Annotated in this window: 23 protein-coding genes; 1 reads left to right on the top strand and 22 read right to left on the bottom strand. The window is 47.2% G+C overall.

Going from position 1 to position 20908, the window contains the following annotated elements; genetic code table 11:
• Positions 1-58: 58 nt before the first annotated feature.
• The 7 genes from OCV11_RS04345 to prmB all read right to left on the bottom strand — a co-directional run bounded on the left by OCV11_RS04345 (position 59) and on the right by prmB (position 6958).
• The gene (locus OCV11_RS04345) at positions 59-1951 is read right to left on the bottom strand and encodes a TRAP transporter permease (RefSeq protein ID WP_261895204.1); all 1893 of its coding nucleotides are present in this window, start codon (positions 1949-1951) and stop codon (positions 59-61) included.
• Positions 1952-1992: 41 nt separating this feature from the next.
• Positions 1993-2925, bottom strand: a complete 933-nt coding sequence (locus tag OCV11_RS04340) for a TAXI family TRAP transporter solute-binding subunit (RefSeq protein WP_261895203.1) — start codon at positions 2923-2925, stop codon at positions 1993-1995.
• 273 nt (positions 2926-3198) lie between these two features.
• A complete protein-coding gene (locus OCV11_RS04335; RefSeq protein WP_261895202.1) occupies positions 3199-3726 on the bottom strand; it encodes an NADPH-dependent FMN reductase in 528 nt (175 codons plus the stop codon).
• Positions 3727-3835: 109 nt separating this feature from the next.
• Complete coding sequence (locus OCV11_RS04330; protein WP_261895200.1) at positions 3836-4099, bottom strand: YfcL family protein; 264 nt, start codon at positions 4097-4099, stop codon at positions 3836-3838.
• A 10-nt stretch (positions 4100-4109) separates the two neighbouring features.
• Positions 4110-4640: an elongation factor P hydroxylase gene (locus OCV11_RS04325; protein WP_261895199.1), complete on the bottom strand. Its 531-nt coding sequence runs from the start codon at positions 4638-4640 to the stop codon at positions 4110-4112.
• A gap of 121 nt (positions 4641-4761) precedes the next feature.
• Positions 4762-5847 carry a chorismate synthase gene (gene aroC / locus OCV11_RS04320; RefSeq protein WP_261895198.1) on the bottom strand — a complete coding sequence of 362 codons (1086 nt, stop codon included), beginning with the start codon at positions 5845-5847 and terminating at the stop codon, positions 4762-4764.
• A 178-nt stretch (positions 5848-6025) separates the two neighbouring features.
• The gene (gene prmB, locus OCV11_RS04315) at positions 6026-6958 is read right to left on the bottom strand and encodes a 50S ribosomal protein L3 N(5)-glutamine methyltransferase (RefSeq protein WP_261895197.1); all 933 of its coding nucleotides are present in this window, start codon (positions 6956-6958) and stop codon (positions 6026-6028) included.
• 63 nt (positions 6959-7021) lie between these two features.
• On the opposite strand from prmB, the gene smrB reads away from it, so the two are divergent.
• On the top strand, positions 7022-7576 hold the full coding sequence (gene smrB, locus OCV11_RS04310) for an endonuclease SmrB (protein ID WP_261895196.1): 555 nt from the start codon (positions 7022-7024) through the stop codon (positions 7574-7576).
• A gap of 22 nt (positions 7577-7598) precedes the next feature.
• On the opposite strand, the gene flhB is transcribed toward smrB, so the two are convergent.
• From flhB to fliE, 15 genes are all read right to left on the bottom strand, one after another.
• Positions 7599-8729, bottom strand: coding sequence for a flagellar biosynthesis protein FlhB (gene flhB / locus OCV11_RS04305; protein ID WP_261895195.1), 1131 nt, complete (start codon positions 8727-8729; stop codon positions 7599-7601).
• A 9-nt stretch (positions 8730-8738) separates the two neighbouring features.
• A complete protein-coding gene (gene fliR / locus OCV11_RS04300) occupies positions 8739-9521 on the bottom strand; it encodes a flagellar biosynthetic protein FliR (protein ID WP_261895193.1) in 783 nt (260 codons plus the stop codon).
• A gap of 9 nt (positions 9522-9530) precedes the next feature.
• Positions 9531-9800: a flagellar biosynthesis protein FliQ gene (gene fliQ / locus OCV11_RS04295; RefSeq protein ID WP_068712599.1), complete on the bottom strand. Its 270-nt coding sequence runs from the start codon at positions 9798-9800 to the stop codon at positions 9531-9533.
• 13 nt (positions 9801-9813) lie between these two features.
• Positions 9814-10695: a flagellar type III secretion system pore protein FliP gene (gene fliP / locus OCV11_RS04290; RefSeq protein WP_261895192.1), complete on the bottom strand. Its 882-nt coding sequence runs from the start codon at positions 10693-10695 to the stop codon at positions 9814-9816.
• Positions 10676-11074, bottom strand: coding sequence for a flagellar biosynthetic protein FliO (gene fliO / locus OCV11_RS04285; RefSeq protein WP_373332803.1), 399 nt, complete (start codon positions 11072-11074; stop codon positions 10676-10678). The genes fliP and fliO overlap by 20 nt, the downstream gene beginning before the upstream one ends.
• A gap of 3 nt (positions 11075-11077) precedes the next feature.
• Entirely contained in the window at positions 11078-11488 is a 411-nt protein-coding gene (gene fliN / locus OCV11_RS04280; RefSeq protein ID WP_261895191.1) for a flagellar motor switch protein FliN, read from the bottom strand.
• Between the two features lie 17 nt (positions 11489-11505).
• Positions 11506-12579 carry a flagellar motor switch protein FliM gene (fliM, locus tag OCV11_RS04275; protein ID WP_261895190.1) on the bottom strand — a complete coding sequence of 358 codons (1074 nt, stop codon included), beginning with the start codon at positions 12577-12579 and terminating at the stop codon, positions 11506-11508.
• A gap of 7 nt (positions 12580-12586) precedes the next feature.
• Positions 12587-13078, bottom strand: coding sequence for a flagellar basal body-associated protein FliL (gene fliL / locus OCV11_RS04270; protein WP_261895189.1), 492 nt, complete (start codon positions 13076-13078; stop codon positions 12587-12589).
• A 32-nt stretch (positions 13079-13110) separates the two neighbouring features.
• Complete coding sequence (locus tag OCV11_RS04265; RefSeq protein WP_261895188.1) at positions 13111-14937, bottom strand: flagellar hook-length control protein FliK; 1827 nt, start codon at positions 14935-14937, stop codon at positions 13111-13113.
• A 164-nt stretch (positions 14938-15101) separates the two neighbouring features.
• Complete coding sequence (fliJ, locus tag OCV11_RS04260) at positions 15102-15551, bottom strand: flagellar export protein FliJ (protein WP_261895187.1); 450 nt, start codon at positions 15549-15551, stop codon at positions 15102-15104.
• A 3-nt stretch (positions 15552-15554) separates the two neighbouring features.
• Entirely contained in the window at positions 15555-16880 is a 1326-nt protein-coding gene (fliI, locus tag OCV11_RS04255; protein WP_261895186.1) for a flagellar protein export ATPase FliI, read from the bottom strand.
• Positions 16880-17686 carry a flagellar assembly protein FliH gene (gene fliH, locus OCV11_RS04250; protein ID WP_261895184.1) on the bottom strand — a complete coding sequence of 269 codons (807 nt, stop codon included), beginning with the start codon at positions 17684-17686 and terminating at the stop codon, positions 16880-16882. Before fliH ends, fliI begins: the two co-directional genes overlap by 1 nt.
• 80 nt (positions 17687-17766) lie before the next feature.
• Positions 17767-18816 carry a flagellar motor switch protein FliG gene (gene fliG / locus OCV11_RS04245; RefSeq protein WP_261895183.1) on the bottom strand — a complete coding sequence of 350 codons (1050 nt, stop codon included), beginning with the start codon at positions 18814-18816 and terminating at the stop codon, positions 17767-17769.
• A complete protein-coding gene (gene fliF / locus OCV11_RS04240) occupies positions 18809-20563 on the bottom strand; it encodes a flagellar basal-body MS-ring/collar protein FliF (protein ID WP_261895182.1) in 1755 nt (584 codons plus the stop codon). The genes fliG and fliF overlap by 8 nt, the downstream gene beginning before the upstream one ends.
• A 23-nt stretch (positions 20564-20586) precedes the next feature.
• A complete protein-coding gene (fliE, locus tag OCV11_RS04235) occupies positions 20587-20898 on the bottom strand; it encodes a flagellar hook-basal body complex protein FliE (RefSeq protein WP_261896222.1) in 312 nt (103 codons plus the stop codon).
• Between the last annotated feature and the right edge of the window lie 10 nt (positions 20899-20908).

Here is a 20908-nt window from a genome sequence, read left to right as displayed (position 1 = left end):
TAACACAAAGGACCCAATGGGTCCTTTGTGTTTTAGCAAGATATAACCTCTTTCACCATCACGATTGCACAACTTTCACCAGATGGTGGCGAGCATTAATCACGGTAATCGCGATCACCACACACATGGCTAATAGACGCACAATGTCACTTGAGAACAGCACAGTGAGCGCCATCGCTAATAAAATCGCCCGTTCTATAAGGGTTAGCTTTTGTACCAATCGCCCTTCAATACCACCAGCAAATGCGACAAACAGCGTAATGGTAGCGATAATCGAAACCACAAAGTGCCAAATCGATTCATCAAGGAAAATCAGGCCAGAAAATGCCATCATCGCCGGAATCAAAAAGAACCCCTGTGCCAATTTGAACGCTTGCACAGCAGAGCGCATTGGACTTGCATTGGCAATCCCCGCCCCCGCAAATGCGGCCAGAGCAATCGGTGGAGTTACGTTAGAAGTCTGCGATAACCAGAACACAATCATATGCGCGGCAAGTAGACTCACACCCAACTTCATCAAGGCTGGCACCGCCATAATCGACAGCACAATATAGGCAGCGGTTACCGGTAACCCCATTCCTAAGATCACCGCAGCTAAAGCGATGAGCGCCAGCACCGACCATAGGTAACCACCGGACATCGCTATCAAAAATTGGGTAAACTGCAAACCAATCCCGGTTTGACCAACCACACCAACCACAATGCCGGCAGTCGCACAGGCAGCCGAAATCGGCAGGATCAATAGTGCGCCCTGCTTCATCCCTTCAAAGAAATCACGCCAATGAATTCGCGTTGCTTTGCGCAGCATTGCCGCCGCCAAAATAGCCACACAGCCCGCGACACCGACCAATACCGGAGAATAACTGAGTAACAGCAATAACGTGATGAGCACCAATGGCACTAAAAAGTGCCAACCATTCACCAGTACCACTCGCATTTTTTCGGTAACAGTCATCCCCTCTAGCCCCAACTTGCACGCCATCAAATGGACATACAATAAGGTACACATGAAGTACAAAATGGCCGGAGCAATAGAAACCAACAGTATGTCGCTATAGGGAATACCGGTAAATTGCGCCATCACAAAAGCGCCCGCCCCCATCACAGGAGGCATAATTTGCCCACCAGTCGATGCCGCAGCTTCAATCCCCGCCGCTTGCTCGGCCTTGTAACCGAGCTTTTTCATCATGGGGATCGTCAACGCGCCAGTGGTCACCGTGTTTGCTATCGCACTTCCTGAAATCGAGCCCAACGCCGCAGAGGCAATCACACTCGCTTTCGCGGGTCCACCGCGATATTTCCCAGCGACAGCAAACGCCATATCAATGAAAAATTGCCCTGCTCCGGTGACCTGCAAAAACGCACCAAACAGAACAAAGATAAACACCACCCCTGCCGAGATGGCCAGTGGCGCACCGTACACCCCATTGGTAGAGAAGATATGGAAACGAATGATCTCTTCCAGAGAGAAGCCTTTGCTGGCGATGTTGGCCGGTAACACATTGCCAAATAAGGCGTAAGCCAAAAAGATCACCGCAATCAGCACCATGACAATACCAACGGTGCGTCTGGTCGCCTCCATCAAGGTAATAATAACTACCACGCCAGCAATTTGATCTTCAAGGGTTAACCCATCGAGCAAAAAGCTGATGTCGTCATAATCAAATTGAGCGATCCGCCACGTGGCCCAACAGGTCACTATCATCAAGGCTAAGTCAATGACACGACCCAGCACATACCATTGAGCGTGTTCCTGATTACGGCATAACGGATAGGCCAAAAACACCAGTACTAATACCCAACTTAGGTGAATCGGTAAAAATACCGGAGCAGAAAGATGGGCAGAAATACTTTGCCACAGTTGAAAAATAGAAAAGACGATAGCCACAAACGCGGCTATCAAGGTAAGACCATCGGCTAATTTCCGATTAAAATTGCTATTCTGACTCATCGCTAACTCCATGCAAAAACGTCAGTTTGTACCGAGGGAGATTATTGACTCATCTGTTCTTGACGATATTTTTCCGCTCCCGGATGCAGTGCAATACCATCCAGTTTGTTCATGTTTTCCACGGTGGTGAACTGCATAACGTTAATCACTTTACGAATCTCATCCATATGATCAAAAGCGACTTTGGTCATTTGATAGGCCAAGTTAGGGTCAAGATTTTTGTTCACGACTAACACGTTCCATACCGCAGGAGCTTTAAAGGCAGGTACGTTGTTGTAACTGTCTTTAGGTACATCTTGCTCGATATAAGAAGGGTTAGCGGCGCTGATTTTTTTCAGCTCATCGGTGGTAAAAGAGAGCACGCGAATATCGCGAGTCAGAGCCAGTTCGGTAATAGCACCTACCCCTAAGCTGCCGACAATCACGCCCGCATCAATTTGTCCGTTCGCAATCGCATTAGTCGTTGCCGTGTAGTTAAGGGATTGCGCTTTGATATCGCTGGTGGAAATGCCTAGGGTTTCGAGAATATTGGTCGCACTCACTCGAGTGCCTGAGCCCGGCGCACCTAAAGAGACTTTTTTCCCTTTCAGGTCCATTACCGAGTGAATATCAGAATCAGCAGGGACAATAAATTGCACCACATTAGGATAAAGGGCGAACAATACTGTTACGTCCATTTTGCGTGGAAAAGGTTTTTCCCCTTGTGCTGCTTGCAGTACGACGTTGCCTTGCGACACTCCCACTAGCTGTTTACCTGTCGCTACTTTTATGGTGTTCTCAACGGATGCTGCAGTGACTTCCGCACGCATGTTAAAACCAGGAAGGTTTTCACTCCAGATTTTGGCGAGCATCCCACCTAGTGGATAGTAAGTGCCACTTTGGCTTCCTGTGCCAATTGTGTAGTTTTCCGCTAGCGCAGGCAGAGAGACTGCCAAAGTGAGAGCCAGTAATCCTCGTTTGATCATTTGGTACATTCTTGTACTCCTTGTATTTATATCCCTTTTTTAGGTCGAATCTCGACAACGCAGAGAGAAACCAACGGAGATAACAACAAGCAATACCAAACCTTGGTTATCAGCAGCGTTGTGAGGGCAGAAAGACCTAATCCTTTTTAGGTATTACCCAAACAGTTATCTTAGACATTGAACATAACGTCAATCTGAGGAGACAAGAAATGAGAGGTCGGCAGGAATTTAAATAGAAAAAAACCCCGCAAAGCAGGGTTTTTATTCATTTAATTAAACTAATTATGCAGATAGCTTAGCAACCGCTGCTTTGATTTGAGCAGCAATTTCTGGATTAGTCACTTCGCCCTTTTCAACATTGAAATTGTCGTAGAACGCAGGAATGGAGACTGAATCTTTAACATTACCGCCAAAGAAAGGAGCTGAACCTGTCGCAGCAGCCAAAACAGATTTTGCACCGCCAGGGCCAGGAGAAGTAGCAAGGTAAACGGCTGGAATATCTTTAAACACGTTACGGTCGATACGAGTCGCCCAGTCGAACAAGTTTTTGTAAGCAGCTGGGTAATGGCCGTTATGTTCAGCAAAAGAGATAACTAAAGCGTCAGCTTGAGCAATGTCGTTAAGGAAAGCTTGTGCGCCTTCTGCGTGACCAATCTCTTTTTCTTTGTCTTCTGTAAACATAGGTACGGAATAGCTGTTGATATCCAATACTGTTACTTCTGCACCATCAATCTGCTTAGCTGCGTAAGTCGCCAATGCTTTGTTAATAGATGTTGAGCTGGTGCTTGCTCCGTAAGCGATAACTTTCATGTGATTAACCTCGAGCTGATTTAATGATGTCAGGTTAATCCTTAACGGTTAGGGCAACAAGCACAAAATATACACAGAATCATTCAATTAATTTGAACAATCATGGCGATTAAGCGTGAGCTAACAGTTCATGCCAAAGACCGCTGACAATCACTTGATCTGCTGGGCTTAATTCGCTACGAGCGTCATTTAAGCTCGCTTCGATACGCTGCTTAAACACTTCTAGATCAGTAATGCCTTCTTCTTCACAAGCCGCTGCAGAAAGAGAAATATGACCACGTAGGTAGCCGCCGGCAAACAGTTCGTCATCATTAGCATGCGCGATACGTTCGTCGATGATCTCTAATAGTTTTTCTTCAAATTCAATAATCATATTCTTCTCGTTATTTCACTAAAAAATGCTCTGCCGCGAGCGGTGGCGTCTGATAAAACGCACGCAACGCCGCAGAGAGTTGAGCAACTCGTAAAGGTAAACCCGTATCCAAAATCGACATCACTTCGCGGTGTACACGCTGCATAAACGCGAGTCGATCCGGTTCAAAATCGCCGTTGAGGTTATCGCAGCTCACGTTAAAAGGGAAACCGGCAGACACAGCAATAATCCACTCATACGCTTGAGGACGAACTTCGACATTTTCGAACTGAGCTTGAACTTCTGCAGTGCGACCATCAGGTTCATACCAATAACCAAAGTCTTCGAGTAAACGACGCTCTGGGCCAGCCACCAGCCAATGGGCAATTTCATGTAATGCCGATGCATAATAACCGCGTGCAAAAATGATGCGGTGGTAATCGTGCTGTTCGTCAGCAGGTAGATAGATAGGTTCATCTCCCCCTAACTCTAGGCGCGTTTGGTATTGGTCGAAAAACGTATCGTTAAAGATGCGGATAATATCGTTATTCTGATGAGTCATGATTTTGCTGCTTACGCTGATAACACGGGATAGACGGCGAGCATTTTCCAGATTTTCCCGCCAAGGTAAAGGAGAAACAAAAAAGACATCCCGAAGGATGCCTTTTTCCACTCTGATTGAGTTAGATTTTTGGTGTTTCAGTCACAACGCCAGCGTTCTGGCCGCGGTGACGTAGTAAATGATCCATCAATACAATCGCTAACATCGCTTCAGCAATTGGCACAGCTCGAATACCAACACATGGGTCATGACGACCTTTGGTAATCAACTGAGTCGCTTCACCCTCTTTAGTGATGGTGTCACCTGGAATCGTGATGCTCGACGTTGGTTTTAACGCAATATTCGCTACGATCTCTTGACCACTTGAGATACCACCCAAAATACCACCGGCATGATTACTTCTAAAACCAGTTGGTGTTAGCGGGTCACGATGTTGACTACCACGTTGGTTTACCACATCAAATCCATCGCCAATCTCAACGCCTTTGACCGCGTTAATGCTCATAAGCGCATGCGCAATGTCGGCATCTAAGCGATCAAACACGGGCTCACCAAGACCAACAGGAACACCCGTTGCTACAACTTGGATCTTAGCACCAATCGAATCGCCCTCTTTCTTGAGCTCACGAATTAGCTCATCAAACGCGTCCACTTTATCCACGTCTGGGCAGAAGAAAGGGTTATTTTCAATCTCGTTCCAATCGACTTTATCGATAGTGACATCACCCATTTGTGATAAATAGGCGCGGATCTCGATACCAAATTGATCTTTGAGATATTTTTTCGCAATCGCTCCTGCTGCTACACGCATTGCTGTTTCGCGAGCCGATGAACGACCACCACCACGATAGTCACGAATACCGTATTTTTGATGATAGGTATAATCAGCATGACCAGGGCGGAACTTGTCTTTAATGTCAGAATAATCTTTCGAGCGCTGATCGGTATTTTCAATCAGTAGACCGATCGAAGTCCCTGTTGTTTTCCCCTCAAACACACCCGACAAAATTTTCACTTCATCAGGTTCACGACGTTGAGTGGTATAACGGGACGTGCCAGGGCGACGTCGGTCTAAATCCACCTGAAGATCTGCTTCTGAGATCTCGAGTCCTGGGGGACAACCGTCGACAATACATCCTAGTGCGATACCGTGACTCTCCCCGAATGTTGTCACTCGGAAGTGTTGTCCGATACTATTTCCTGCCATTCTTTCCTCAATTAGGCAGTTAAAAGCGCAACAATGTGTCGGCTTTTAACCAACATTACTATTCTTCGTAGCCCAATAGTGGCTTTAATACGAAATGATGTAAAGCGCTAATCGTCGACAAATGCGTCACAAAGAAAAACGCCGGCAAAGATGCCGGCGCTTTAGAGTGTCAGGTGAATCAGTCGCGGTACAGTTTAAACTCGTCTGCACAGTCGACCAACTGTTGGCGAGTCAACATGAACACGCCGTGGCCACCATTTTCAAACTCAATCCAAGTAAATGGAATATTAGGATATTGCTCCATTAAGTGAACCATAGAGTTGCCCACTTCACAGATCAAAATGCCATTTTCAGTCAGATAGTTTGGCGCATTAGCAAAAATGCGACGCACCAATTTCAAGCCATCAGATCCCGCAGCAAGGCCAAGTTCTGGCTCATGACGGAATTCCTGTGGCAGGCTGTTCATGTCTTCTTGATCCACATAAGGTGGGTTAGTCACGATCAGGTCATACTGAACTTTTGGCAAATCACGGAACAGATCCGAACGCAGTGGTGTCACTTGCTGCTCAAGACCGTGGTCTTGAATATTTTGCTCAGCCACTTGTAGAGCATCAGTAGAAATATCTACTGCATCCACTTCCGCGTCAGGGAATGCGTGCGCACAAGCGATAGCAATACAACCACTACCAGTACACAAATCCATGATACGTGTTGGTTCATCAATCAACCAAGGTTCGAATTGGTTTTGGATCATCTCACCAATCGGTGAGCGAGGTACCAATACACGTTCATCCACATAAAACTCAAGACCGCAGAACCACGCTTTGTTGGTGAGGTAAGCAACTGGCGTACGCTCATTAATACGCTTAATTACTCGTTCAACCACACGTAAACGCTCGCTGCTGGTCAAACGTGAGTTCAACACATGAGGAGGCACATCGATAGGCAAATAAAGGGTTGGTAGAATCAGTTGTACTGCTTCATCCCAAGCATTATCAGTGCCGTGGCCGTAAAATAGGTTAGCGGCGTTAAAACGGCTCACAGTCCAACGAATCATATCTTGAAGCGTATGCAGTTCAGAAACCGCTTCATCGACGAAAATCTTATCCAAATTTGCCTCCAAAAAGCGCTACAATACTGCCAGTTTCGATTAATTAAAGATTATCTATCCCTAATGAGCAATAAAGACACCGACTTCAAAAATCATGATGAATTCGAGGGCGATGACGATTTCGCTTTATTTCAGGACGCAGTAAAGGGCGTAAAAAAGTTCCGTCAGGATACCATAGTCCAACCACCAAAAAGAAACACTAAACAGAAAGAAATTCGTCGAACTGAACGCGAAGCGAGCGATAACGACTTTTATTTCTCCGATGAGTTTATGCCAAAGCTGAGCGAAGAGGGTCCAACCCGTTACGCTCGGCCTAATGTCTCAAAATATGAGGTGAAAAAGTTACGCCGCGGCGTGTACGTTCCTGACGTTTTTCTCGATATGCATGGCATGACGCAGCAAGAAGCCAAACGCGAGCTTGGCGCCATGATTGCCTACTGTTTAAAAGAGAATGTTCACTGTGCCTGTGTACAACACGGCATTGGTAAACACATTTTGAAAGAGAAAGTACCGCTTTGGTTAGCTCAGCATCCCGATGTGCTCGCGTTTCACCAAGCCCCACTCGAATTTGGTGGTATGGGCGCTCTGCTGGTGTTGCTCTCAATTCCAGAACGCTAGGTCATCTCAACAGGGACAACCGTCAGTAACGCATATCTGGCGGGATCTCCATCCCCTTCTCATTTAACTTAGGTCGCGGCCCACCGCGGCGACGATACTGTTTGAGTTGGAATACATAAGCCAATACTTGAGCCACTGCGATGAACAGGCTATCGGGAATCTCTTGTTCAAGTTCAGTGGTATGGTAAAGCGCACGCGCCAAAGGCGGAGCTGGCACAATCGCAATATCGTGCTCCCTTGCCACTTCACGAATTTTCATCGCCATGTGGTCCACCCCTTTTGCCACCACCACCGGTGCTTTATCGGTATTTTGTTTGTAGCGCAGCGCCACCGAGAAGTGCTCCGGGTTGGTGACAATAACATCGGCCTGTGGCACATCAGCCATCATACGACGTTGGGCCGCTTCACGTTGTAGCATACGAATACGCCCTTTCACCTCAGGCTTACCTTCAGTGTCTTTGTATTCATCTTTCACTTCCTGCTTGGTCATCTTCAATTGATTGGAGTGTTGCCATAGCTGGAAAGGAATATCGATCGCCACCACCACCAGCAAAGAACAGCTAATGAGCAGCACAAAGTTGAGCAAGATTTTAAGCGCGTGAAAAATATTTTGCGGATAGACATCCGATGCCAGCTGGAACAAATCGTATTTCGAGGCATCAATCAAATAAAATGCAACCCCCGCAACCAGCAGCACTTTCAAAATGGATTTGCCCAGCTCGACCCAGCTTTGCATACCAAACATGCGTTTAAAGCCGCTAAGTGGGTTCATCTTGGAAAATTTAGGCATCGCCGCTTCAGTAGAAAAGCTCAAGCCGCCAACACCGGCTGCGCCGATAAACGCCGCGACAAAGAGTGTCACCAAAATTAGGATAAGGGGCATGAGTAACTGCGAGAATGATCCTAGGGCAATATCGATAAGCTTACCGATATCAAACACCTCTTCTCGACTTAAACTGAACAGACGACGCATCGCCACTAGCAAACCTTTTGCCAGTGCTTCACCAAACCACATTAGGGATAACGCCCCCATCACCAAAACGGAGACGGATGCCAACTCCTTGGATCGCGCGACCTGACCTTTCTCTTTGGCCTGCTCGCGCCTTCGGGGTGTGGCCTCTTCGGTACGTTCTTGACCGTCAGATTCTGCCAATGCAGCCTCCTAACAGTTGGTGCGAATCAAGCGACATAGCTGCTCCTCACCTTCAGTCCAATACAAATCATACTGATTGTATAAATCGCCAATCAGATACCAACACAAGAGCAACCCCACCAACAGGGCAAATGAGAAGCCCAGCGAGAAGATGTTCAACTGCGGCGCGGCACGGGTCATAACGCCAAACGACAAGTTCACCGTCAGCAGCGCAACAATCCCCGCTAATGACATGCTCAGTGCTACTTTAAAGATAGTACTGAACCACAATGCCAGTTCACGAAAATCGACCGCGGTTAACGACGTTTCACCAATCGGCAGAGTTTTAAAACTCATGACCACCAGTTGGATCATCTTGAGATGCCCATCGCTGGCAAGGAAAAACATGGTCGCCAAAAACATGAACAGCTGACCAAGCAGTGGTGTGCTTTGCCCGTTGGCTGGGTCAACCATAGACGCAAAACCTAAGCTCGATTGCATCCCCAATATTTGCCCCAGCAAAACAAAGGTTTGAATCATAAATTGAGTGATCATCCCCATAGCAACGCCAATCACAATCTGTTGGAAAGTCACAATCACCGCTTGTAATGAAAACAGATCGATCCCTTTCGGCACCGCAGGGATTGCTGGCATGACAGCGAATGTAATTGCCAAACCCAGGAAGAGACGAATTCGTGGCGAGACAAAACGAGCCCCAGTCACGGTCATAACCATCAACATGGCAGAGATTCGTGTATAGGGCCAAAAGTAGTTGGCGATGAAATCAAGAATCGTGGTTGCTGGATAATCCATACCAAGCCTCTAGTGAATCACCTGAGGTAATTGCTCAATCATCGAGTAGAAAAACTCCATGAGCATCCGGGTCATCCAATGGCCGAAAAACATCAGCGCCAATAGGGTCACAATCAAACGTGGCAAAAAGCTCAACGTCTGTTCGTTAATCGAAGTTGCCGCCTGAAATACCGCAACCACTAAACCGATGAGCAAACTGGGTACCACAATGGCACACACCATCACCAATACAATCCAAAGCGCGTGACGAAACAGTTCGACAAAGATTTCGGGTGTCATGATATCTCCCTAGTCACATGACAAAACTGCCGGCTAAGGTCGACAATATAAGGTTCCAACCATCCACCAACACAAACAGCATCAGCTTAAATGGCAACGAGACAATCATAGGTGACAACATCATCATACCCATGGCCATCAAGACTGAGGCGACCACTAAGTCGATGATCAAAAACGGTAAAAACAGCATAAAACCAATTTGGAACGCGGTTTTTAGCTCAGAGGTAATAAACGCTGGAATCAAAATCGCCATCGATACATCTTCCGGCTGATCCACCTTTGCTCCGGCGATGTTGACGAAGGTTTCGAGATCTTTCAATCGCGTCTGCTTGAGCATAAACGACTTCATCGGCGCTTCGGCCAAATTAAACGCTTGGCGCGCATTAATCTGATCGTTCAAATAGGGCTGAATAGCCTGCTCATTAATACGGTTAAACACCGGTGCCATGATAAAAAAGGTTAAGAAAAGCGCGATACCGATGATGACTTGGTTTGATGGTGTCTGTTGCAAGCCCATCGCTTGGCGCAAGATCGACATCACCACCACAATACGGGTAAATGACGTCATCAAAATCACGATGGCGGGCAAAAAGCCCAGCATGGTCATTAACGCGAGAATTTGCAGATTGACCGAGTAATCTTCACTGCCATCAGGATTCGTGGTTACCGTTAATGCCGGCACGCCACCGGTACGGTTAGTAATCGCAATGGATTTGCTGCCATTACTGCTTTGGGTAGTACTGGTTGATAGCGACATGCTAGGTGACGCGGCGTTATCTTGCTCGGCTTGCGCGAAAGCAACCGTCGGACACAACACCACCGCTAGGCTTACCCATAGCGCGATCAGCCACGATTTCACTGCTGCAGAATAACGGTTAGGATGATTTTTTATCATTTTTCTTCAGTAAGTTACTTAATTGCACCGCAAAAGGCGTCGCACTGACTTCCTCTTGAGCTAGAGGCGTCTCTAACTTGGCAATTAATTGAATGGACTGAGTGGTCGCCCCGACCAAAAATTGCTCTTCACCCGCTTGAACAATCATGATGCGCTCTTTAGTACCGACGGGGATTTGACGCACAATACTAAGACCTTTCTGCTGCCCCATCGTGGGCACACGCATGCGCTTCATCAACCAGCCAAGAAAAAGAATCAGGGCAATAACGAACAATAGCGACCCTACTGTGGTCGCTATATCAAACTGTCCCGGTTTAGTCTCTTGTGCCCAAACCGGAGTACTCAGCATACCGAGCACCAATCCCATGATTTTCTTCATGGGCTATCTCAGTTTCTTAATACGTTCAGTTTGGCTAATCACGTCAGTTAAACGAATACCAAATTTATCGTTGACCACCACCACTTCACCGTGGGCAATCAGAGTACCATTAACCATCACATCCAAGGATTCCCCCGCGATACGATCAAGCTCAACGACTGACCCTTGGTTAAGTTGCAATAGGTTACGAATACTGATTTTAGAACGCCCCACTTCCATTGAGATGGTCACCGGAATGTCCATGATGGTGTCGAGCTTACGACGCTCATCATCACTGATCGGTGTTGAGGTATCTTTAAGTTCATCTAAAGGGGCGGCAAGGACTTCGTCCACATCAATGTCGGGAGCGTTTGGATCTTCACCTAACGCAGCAGCCCATTCATCAGCCAGTCGTTGATCTTCACTTTTTGACATCTGTGTCACCCTTTCTTTTAATCTAAGCCGTGATAGTGAGGACGAGGATCATCGGCCTCTTCATTTTCGAGCTCAGCAATAATATCTTTGCCTAAAAATGCCAAATCGGTTTTCACCACATCTGGACGTTTAATTTTCTCTGAAACCTGCACCGCAAGCTTGTCGCCTGAGCGCCCCATCTTCACACGATAGGTTGGCAGCTCTTCCACAAACATAACTGCATGCTTAGGCATATCAATCGGAATAATATCGCCTGGTTGTAATTCCATCAAATCGCGAAGTGCAATGTTCTTCTCAAGCAAGTTGACGCGAAAGTTCACCGGTACATCCATGATCTCTTCGCGCAGCGCGGAACTCCAACGAACGTCGGTTTCCATCTTGTCCGATTGCACACCCGCATCGAGCAGTTCGCGAATTGGCTCAACCATCGAATAAGGCATCACCACGTGGAAATCGCCGCCGCCACCGTCCACTTCAATATGGAATGAGCTCACGACAATCACTTCGGTTGGGCTCACAATGTTTGCCATACTTGGGTTCACTTCTGAATCCAAATACTCAAACTCAACCCCCATCACGGGTGACCAAGCTTCTTTATAATCGCCAAACACGATTTTCAACAGCAGCTGAATAACGCGACGTTCGGTTGGCGTAAATTCACGCCCTTCAATACGCGCATGGTAACGGCCATCACCACCAAAAAAGTTTTCTACCAAGATAAACACCAAACGGGCTTCCATGGTCACTAAAGCCGTCCCTTTTAACGGACGAAAGCGCACCATGTTCAAACTGGTAGGAACGTATAAGGTATTTTGGTATTCACCGAACTTCATCATCTGAACACCGTTGATGGAAACTTCTGCCGTTTTACGCAACATGTTAAACAAGCTGATACGCATATGACGAGCAAAACGCTCGTTGATCAACTCCAACGTTGGCATTCGACCACGGACAATACGATCTTGTGATGAGAAGTCGAATGAGACCGTATTGGCCGCCCCTTGGCTTTCTATCTCATCTTCTACATCATCAACGCTATCTACCCCGTGGAGCAGCGCATCAATTTCGTCTTGGCTTAATAGATCGGTCACAGCACACCTATTGCATTACAAAGTCGGTAAACAAAACACGCTCAATCACTGGATTTCCCACCGCTTTGGATAGAGCCGCTTTAATGTCTTCTGTTGCTTTATCACGTAACTCAATACGTCCTGTTGGAGTCCGCAGTTGTTCTACGGTTGCCGAAGCAAACGTCGATAAAATAGTACTTTCAATCAGCGGTGAGTGGTAACGCGCCAAGTCTTCGTTTTCAGAACCGCGCACCATTAACTGCACTTTGATCTGCACCATGCGGTTACGTTTATCGCCAGTCACGTTAAACACAAACGGCTGAGCAATATTGACGTAAGAAACGGGTTGAGCTGGAGTAACGACTTCCTCTTTTGGCGCCGCCTCAGCTTTTGCTTCATCGTCTCCCCCCATGAGAAAGAAAGCTGCGCCACCACCTGCAGCCAATAACACCACGACAGCAATAATAATGATCAGTAACTTGCTTTTCCCTTTCGGGGCTTGTACATCTTCGTCAGCCATAATTTCCCTACACGGTTATGTTTTTATTCATTTTAAGCGTAATAACTGATTCCATCACGCTTTGATGCGACATTCAAATCAAGTTTGACGTCCGCTTCAAGATTTTCTTGGTGATTGAGTGACGAACCGCTGCCGGATTGACCAGATTGACCACCAGCGGCAGCATATCCTTGTTGCTGACCTGCGCCTTGATGCTGTACTGACGTACCGCCCAATTGCACTCCTTGTTGAGATAACATCTCACGCAAGCGAGGAATGGATTGCTCTAGCGCATCACGAGCGTGTTGACTTGCCACCGTAAAATGCACCGACGCGCCTCCATCGGCATGCATCTGCATCTTGATATGCATACGACCTAATTCAGGTGGATCAAGACGAATATCAATCTGTTTTAAGTTCTTTGACATCATCATCTGCACGCGATCAGCCAGTTGATCTGCAGCGTTGCCATCTTTCGTTAACTGCACCGCATCATGAGTAGCGGTGGTCGCCTCAGCTCTGACTAAGCCATTCGCGCCATTAACCGATTGACCTGCCGCAGAAGCAAGCTGATGAGCTAACGAACTCTCTGCGCCAGTATTGGGTGAAACCGACTTACCTTTGCCTAAACCGGCCAATGCGTTTGCACCCAGCGCTGATTTCAACACCGCCTCCGTTAACCCTTTATCGCTTGCTGCAGCGGCAGCCGCCATCGGGTTAGCCGCAATTAAAGGTTGAGCTGCACTATCGGCATTGGCTGCAACTTGCTGAGCCGCGAACGCTTTATCTGTCATAAGTGCACTAGTATGCCCGTTAGCACCTTGTGGATTAGGTTGCTGAGCAGACGTTTGATTTTGCACGGTTTGTCCGGCTTTCATTGCTGCCATTTCTTGCAACAAATGTAGACGTTGCTTATCGGTCATGGTCGCATCTGCGATACCAGAACTTGGGGAACTCGCCGCCTCTTGCGCGGCAACAGTTGCAGCGGCAGCAACGCTAACCGGAGCAGCACTTGCCACTGTAGGCACAGCATCTTGCGCTTCTTGCTGCAGTTCACGCTGTGCCGCCAACAGTGCTTTTAATTGATCTTGCGATAATTCAGGGTGCTGCTGTTTCACTGCCATGAGCTGAGCCATCTCTTGTTCAGTGATGGGACTGCTGGCAATCACTGCATCCACTTCAGCTTGAGCGTCCGGCTTAGAGAGATCATGCCAGCGCTTAAGCTCTAATAATTCTTTGTTTGATAGTGCTTTTTCTTCACTGTTTACTTCAGATGCCTGTACAGATAAAGATTGGGATAGAGCAGAGCTTTGAGGCAAAGCTTTGCCGTCTAACTCATTGGCTGTGGTTTTTGCCAGGGTTTGGTTGGCTTGATGCAGTTTACCTAAAAGCTGCTGCCCCGCATTCATCCATTGTGCCGACTGGCTTTTGATCGTTTCAGGGTCTTGAGTTACAGAGGTATTGGATTGAGATGCTTCAGACATCTGCGCCGTCTTTACCTGCAGTTTAAACTGATCTAACGGAACCCCTTGCTGTTTGGCGAGCACACCTAATTGCTCTTCGCTCAGCTCAGTTAATGCCTCTAGCTCAGCGGCAGAAAGGTCTTTAACCCCTTTACCTTGCAGTGCCTTTCCAAGTAAGGAAGCTGAATCTTTACCTACTGAGTCTGTGGTTTCATCGGCGTTATCGGATGTTTCATCTTTAACATCAGTCAGCGCGTTTTTGCCATCGGCCACCGCTTCTTTGCCACCAAACATCAGCGAGAGCAATTTATCAAGAAACCCTTCCGAACTACCTTCACTTTTCTCTGTGCTGGTATCGGCAGACGCTTTTAATAATTCTGCAGATTTTCCGCTGGTTACCGAAGACGTAGTATTCACATTCATATCCATTCACTCGCACTAATACGGCTAATATGCTCTCTGAGACATCGGGCTCTCCCGACATTTTTGAGCAAACTTAGGTGGTACTGACTCAGTCTCATTCGCTCAGTCATTTGCTCTAAGTTTTGGTGCAAAATTCACGCCAAGACGTAACAAATGCATTAGTGTTCGGAATTAAGGCGGCGGCGGTTAAAACTTAAGGTGGAAAATTCATCCATCATTTTTTGATCGCGTTTTTCTTGAAGCACCAGCGCATCATGCTGTTTCTTCTCGATTAACCATTCGTAAGAACGTCGTTGTTTACGCCGCTCCAACCAATGTTGCTCACAGTTGGTAACCTGCTGCTTAAAATGATTTTCAGCTTGACGCTGCTTAGATAAGGTTTCATCTAATTGATTCAAAAAGCGCTGAAGATGACCATATGCGCTTGCGGTTAATCCAGATTTACCGCGATCAACCAGTTGTTGGCAGTAATCTAAACGATACTGTTCGATTTGCTCAATTTGGCGGTAATAGTTTTGCAGCTCAGTACGAGCCTGACCAAGCGCCATCACGGCTTTGTTTTCATTCTCTTTAGCTTGTTCTAGTAAGAACTCCAACGCACTGTTCATCTATTAACCTCCCACGCCTAACACATGCCGCAACATATTGACGCACATGTCATAAGGAACGGACTCTTTCATCCCTTGCTGCAAATATTGATCAAGTTTTGGCTTGAGGGTAAACGCACTATCAATCGCTTGGTCTGTACCTGGTTTATAGGCACCAATCGACACCAAATCTTGGTTTTTACGACAGATAGAAAGCACTTGTCGTACCGCTTTTGACATCAAGACATGTTCATCGTCTGTCACTTGAGGCATAACACGGCTGACCGATTTTTCGACATCAATCGCTGGGTAATGACCTGCATCGGCCATTTCACGCGACAACACGATGTGTCCATCCAAAATCGCACGTGATGCATCCGCGATGGGGTCTTGTAAGTCATCCCCTTCGGTCAATACGGTAAAGAACGCGGTAATAGAGCCTTGGTCTGGCCCACCATTACCCGCCCGTTCAACCAGCGCAGGTAATTTAGCAAACACCGATGGTGGATAACCTTTCGTCGCTGGAGGTTCACCAACAGACAATGCAATTTCACGTTGAGCTTGAGCAAAACGGGTCAAAGAGTCCATCAAGAGCAGGACATCTAAGCCTTGATCGCGAAAATATTCGGCAATAGTGAGCGCTGTTTGGCAGCCCTTTAATCGCATTAGCGGTGAAGCATCAGCAGGAGCGGCCACCACCACCGCACGCTGACGTCCTTCAACACCTAAAATTTCTTCAATAAATTCTTTTACTTCGCGGCCACGTTCACCAATGAGCCCCACGACCACCACTTGTGCAGTCGTTCCTCGGGTCATCATCCCCAAGGTCACAGATTTACCCACACCAGAGCCAGCAAACAGGCCAATACGCTGACCTTTACCGACCGTTAATAGGCCATTGATCGCCTTGATGCCAACATCTAATGGCTCATGAATAGGTTTACGTGAGAGAGGGTTGATGGGCTGAGCATCCAAAGAAGCGCGATGCTCGGTATAAATAGGGCCAAGACCATCCAGGGGATTACCGACCCCATCCACCACTCGACCAAGCAGCTCCATGCCAACCGGCATACCTGCTGCTTCCGTCAAAGGTGTGACTTTCGCTCCCGGCAATATTCCGGTGATCTGTTCGCTTGGCATAAGAAATAGATTATCGCCAGAAAAACCGACCACTTCTGCTTCCATCACGCCATGCATGGTTTCGATATGACATAGACTGCCAATGGGAGCACGACAACCCGTCGCCTCCAGGGTCAAGCCGACCACGCGCACCAACTTACCCGAGGCAATTGGCCGATTGGTAAGCCCTTGGGTTTTATAGTGTGATAAACGTTCCGCTAGCGACAACATTACTCTAAACCTGTGTGATGACGATTGGTGCCACAGAAATTACTTAATACCGAACGAATACGATCTTCCATACGATAGTTAACGCTTGAATCACTCGCTTCAATTTGCACATCGCCCAAACTCAAAGCAGGCTCTGCCACTAACGTCCACTGACGAAAATCGATCTCTTTATTGCCATAAGCTTGGCGGATGGTTTCCACATCATCGGGATGCAATTTGAGGGTAATCGCATGACCCGCAATCGGTAACGCCTCAACCGAAGCCTTGACGGTATCTAAAATGATTTGCGGATTGGTTTTGACTTCCACATGAACCACTTCTTTGGTCAAGGTCAGCACCATATCCACCAGTTGTTTCTCCACTTGAGCATTCATTAACTCCAGTGGCTGGGAAAATTGGTTGGCCATCTCAACAAAATGAGCCACTTGCTGCGCAACTTGTTCCTGCCCAGCCGCTAAGCCTTCTTGTTGACCGGCACTTACGCCTTCTTCATGACCCACTTGATAACCTTCGGCTTTACCTTGTTCAAAACCAAGAGCATGCCCTTCAGCTTTGCCTTGCTCTAAACCTTCGAGATAAGCCGCTTGGCGAATTTCTTCAATGTCTTCGACTGAGAGCGGTTTAGGTTCTTCAATTTCAGGTTCATCAAAAGAGGGCATCCAACCGGGATCGTAGTTCATTGCAGTTTCTTTGGCTTGCTTGCCTTGCTCCACTGCGTAGTCGGTTAGGCCCCACTTTTTAGGCTGGTCACTTGTCGCTGTATTGGCATCAAGACGGATAAACCCGCGTTTTCTTTCACCAGACATGATGATTCCTATTGTCGATATGCTCTAAAAACAGAAGGGGCCCCATTCGGCCCCTTGGGGTGTGGCTTGCATAGCCAGAATTACAAGAATTCGTCTGCGCCGCCAGACAACATAATTTCGCCCTGGTCGGCCATCTTGCGCGCAATTGCCAAAATCTCTTTCTGTGATGCTTCCACATCCGAAACTTTGATTGGAGCCATTGCTTCCAAGTCATCTTTCATCAATTCAGCAGCACGTTTCGACATGTTCTTGAAGATCTTCTCACGTAGAGCATCATCGGCACCTTTAAGGGCACGTTGCAATACGTCTTGAGGAACGTCACGCAGCAATTTTTGAATGCCCTGATCGTCGACTTCCACCAAGTTTTCGAACACGAACATCAGATCCTGAATCTGGGTTGCCAAATCTTCGTCTTGCTCACGCATTTGATCCATGAGTAATCCTTCAATGTTGTTATCCAGATAGTTCATGATATCGGCAGCGGCTTTCAAGCCACCAATTTTCGCCGCTTGAGCACCCGCTTGACCCGCAAACTGTTTCTCCATGATTTCGTTCAGTTCTGCTAGAGCAGATGGTTGAACTTCTTCAAGGTTGGCAATACGCATCATCAAATCGAGACGGTCACGTTCAGCAAACTGGGCCAAAATTTCGGCCGATTGGTCAGGCTCTAAGTACGACAATACAATGGTCTGAATCTGTGGGTGTTCGTTGACTATAATGCTCGCTACTTGACGAGGGTCCATCCATTTCAACGAATCGAGACCTTTAGAACCGGTACCAAGCAGAATTTGGTCAACCAAGTTGTTAGCTTTATCTGCACCCAGTGCGGCCACCAACGCATTACGCATGAAGTCTTCACTCCCCATACCAATGTTGGTGTATTTTTGTATGTCTTCCAAAAAGGCACGGTGCACTAGTCCTACCTTTTCTTGGCTTAAATCTTTAGCACGAGCCATCGCACTACCGACACGCTGTACTTGCTTTGGCTCAAGATGGCGGATAATGCCCGCTGCATCTTCTTCATTCAAACTTAATAGCAGAATGGCCGCACGCTCTTCACCAGGGATATCCGCAATATCAACGGTTGTTTCTGCCACTTCTCCACCATTTTTGTTATTTTGTTCAGGCATTTTGCATCCAGTTCTTCACCACTTGAGCCGCAAGTTCAGGCTCGTTAGCCACCAAGGCACGTACTGCTTTGAGCACGTCCTCATCCTTGTGCAAGTTCGGCAAATCAATCCCGGAGCCAAACTCGAACAGCTCACCGCCATCAATGTCGCTACCGATTAGGCTAGTTTCCCCATCAGCACCGATAGGCAAACCATCTGGGCCATACATTGAATCTTCTTCAACCGCAGCAGGGTTGAGCAGTTTCTTCAATGCTGGACGCACCAATACCATGACCACGACAATGATAACTAATGCACTTGCTAGCCAACGAATCCAGTCGCTGAAGTTTGGATTTTCCCAAATTGGTACATCTGGAGTTTCAGCCACTTCTGGTTTAGCAAATTGCATACTCAATACGTTGAGCAAGTCACCACGATTTTGATTGTAGCCTACCGTACCGATCAGCACCTGACGAATTGCATTCAATTCCGCATCGCTAAGAGGGGTGTAGGTCACTTCGCCCGTTTCCGCATTCACGGTTTGACGGTTTTTCACTGCCACAGCGACCGTTTGACGAGCAATGACACCGCTCTGCTTACGTTCATGGCTGATGGTAGTATCTAATTCAAAGTTGCGCGTCGCTTCTTTATGCACAGAACCTTGACCCGTTCCCGAGCCATCTTTCATCTGTGCTACATCTTGAGGAATCGAAGCATCAGCAGGCGGTTGGTTACTCAATGCACCTGGTACTCCGGCCACCACATTACCGTTGTTGTAATCTTCAAGAGTGTATTCACTGCGGGTTGCCGGTTTTTGTGGATCAAAACTTTTGGTGGTTTGTTCAACCGCACTAAAGTCCATATCGATATCCACTTGAGCGGTGTAGTTACCAATGCCCAAAATAGGGATCAATACCGAGTCGATTTTTTGGCGAACTTCTTGCTCTTGTTTGCGTTCCAAATCTTGTTCTTTACGACGCGCTGTCGATACAGGATCTTGAGAGCCAGAGTTGAGCAGACGACCGTTTTGGTCAGTGACAGTGACACGAGTCGGCTGCATACCGGGAACGGCGCTGGCGACCATATCTACGATAGAATCCACTTCTTCTTGCTTAAGGCTAGCGCCCGCTCTTAGGGTCAAGAACACGGAAGCCGAAGCGGGTTCATTTTGACGGACAAACACGCTCTGTTTTGGCAGTGCCAACAACACACGTGCTTTGCTCACTTGGCGCATCTCTTCAATGGCGTTGGCAAGTTGGCGTTCACGACTGAGTTTTAAACGCTCTTGTTCAAGACGTTGCGATACACCAAAACCCATATCTTTTAATAAGATATCATCACCCGCAGCATCCGAACCTTTGTTGACTCCAGCACGAACCATGTTCAGTTTTAAGCTGTTGTAGTCAGAGTTAGGCACCAAAATGGTATTGCCATCGAGTTTGTAATCTTGTTTTTGCTGATCAAGATAATCCAGCACTGGGATCAGCTCTTCTGTGTCATAAACACCTAAAGGACGCATTTCAGGTTCACGAACCCAAAAGAACAGCATCACAATCAGCGCCACACAGATGGAGATAGACAGAACCAGTACGATTTGACGTAACAGGTCCAGGTCACCCATCGCAAAATCCATCTTGTTCGAGCGTTTTTCTTCCACGTCTGGATTTTGAGTATCCAGAGCCATTGAAGAGTTGCTCGAACTCGGCATCATTGCATGTTCACCACCGCTGCTTACGGCAAGGTCGGTGCTATGATTATCATCAGCCACAATCTACTACCTATATCAAACCATTAGACTGGCATGTTCATCAATTCTTTGTACGCATCAACCAATTTGTTACGTACTTGAATTGTCGCTTCGAATGCCACACTGGCTTTGTTACGCGCAATCATCACATCAGCGAGCGAGACATTTTCATCGCCGCGGTCAAAGCGCGTTTGCATATCGCTGGAAGACTGTTGTAAGCCATTAACGCTATTAATCGCTTTGGACAACATGTCACCAAAATCAGCGCCAACTTTTTGTCCAGTCGCCAATGGACGAGAGTTGGTCGCTTCCAGCTTCATTGTCTGCATTTCACTTTGTAAACCATCTAATCTCATCACGACCTCA

Origin of the sequence: Vibrio porteresiae DSM 19223, assembly GCF_024347055.1 — a bacterium.
In the GTDB taxonomy this organism is placed as follows: Bacteria; Pseudomonadota; Gammaproteobacteria; order Enterobacterales; family Vibrionaceae; genus Vibrio; species Vibrio porteresiae.
Note: the sequence above shows the minus strand (reverse complement) of the source record. Positions and strands in the feature narration are given on the sequence as shown.